Below are 997 nucleotides of genomic sequence, written 5' to 3' on the forward strand. Positions count from 1 at the left end.
GAGCAATTGTCAAATCCTGTGGATTGCGCGTGATTCACAGAGCTCGAAGCCATTGGTCGAGGGCTGCGAAGTCGTCGTCGGCGAGTCCCCGGTATGACTCCACGTGGTGGAGGAGAGCCTGGCCGCTATGGTGCGCGGAGACCCACTCCCTGTCGGCGTCGGTGATCTCGTCGTCGACCCAGGCGAACGGGCGCCCACCCGCCCAGTTCACCAGGGTCCGAGTCTTCCAGCAGAGCCCGAACCATTGGTCCTCGCGTTCATGCCTGTCGGATGGGTCCGGCCAGCTCACGACGGGCAGCCGCGGTAGCCCGATCCGGGGTGCTATCTCGGCGTTCGCCTCGTCTTCCCAGGTTGTCGCCCAGACGAGTTCGCAGGATAGCGCTGCCAGCCGGCGCCCCACCTCGGCGGTGAGTCGCGCCAAGCGCGAGTCCGGTGCGGTAACCCTCGGTGCGTGTTGCGGGTCCTCGCCGAACGGGAGAAGCGGCCCGTCGACATCGAGGAAGAGCAACGGGCGTTCGGCATTGCCGGTCATGCTGCGGTGACCTCGTCACGCTCGATGAGTACGCCGCGTTCGAAGCGGGCTCCGGCACGCACCAGAGCGACCAGGTGGGGTGCGTTGACCGAGCGCCAGCGTTGCTGGGCGGACTCGATGAGCTTGAATGTCATCGCCAGGGCCGCCGCGCGGGAACCGGCACCGCGGGTGACCTTGGTGCGTAGTCGGACAGTGGAGAATGTCGACTCGATCGGGTTCGTGGTGCGCAGGTGGATCCAGTGTTCGGCCGGGTAGTCGAAGAACGCCAGCAGCACGTCCGCGTCGTCGACGATCTTCTTGACGGCCTTGGGGAACTTCGCCCCGTACTGCCGCTCGAATGTCCTGATGGCCTTGTTGGCCTGGTCTTTGTCCTCGGCGTTGTAGATGTCTGCGATCGCGGCCTTGGCCGCCGGCTGAGCCGACTTCGGCAGGCAGTCCAACACATTCGCAGTTTTGTGAAGCCGT

Annotated in this window: 2 protein-coding genes; both read right to left on the reverse strand. The window is 65.4% G+C overall.

Translation table 11 applies throughout. From position 1 onward, the window contains the following. Positions 1 to 34: 34 nt before the first annotated feature. On the reverse strand, positions 35 to 532 hold the full coding sequence (locus FLV34_RS39370) for an HAD domain-containing protein (RefSeq protein WP_147945596.1): 498 nt from the start codon (positions 530 to 532) through the stop codon (positions 35 to 37). Beyond that, a partial coding sequence (locus FLV34_RS39375) for a transposase (RefSeq protein ID WP_187280883.1) occupies positions 529 to 997 on the reverse strand: 469 nt, incomplete at its 5' end. The genes FLV34_RS39370 and FLV34_RS39375, both read right to left, overlap by 4 nt.

The organism is Microbispora sp. CSR-4 (genome assembly GCF_008033685.1).
Taxonomy (GTDB): domain Bacteria; phylum Actinomycetota; class Actinomycetes; order Streptosporangiales; family Streptosporangiaceae; genus Microbispora.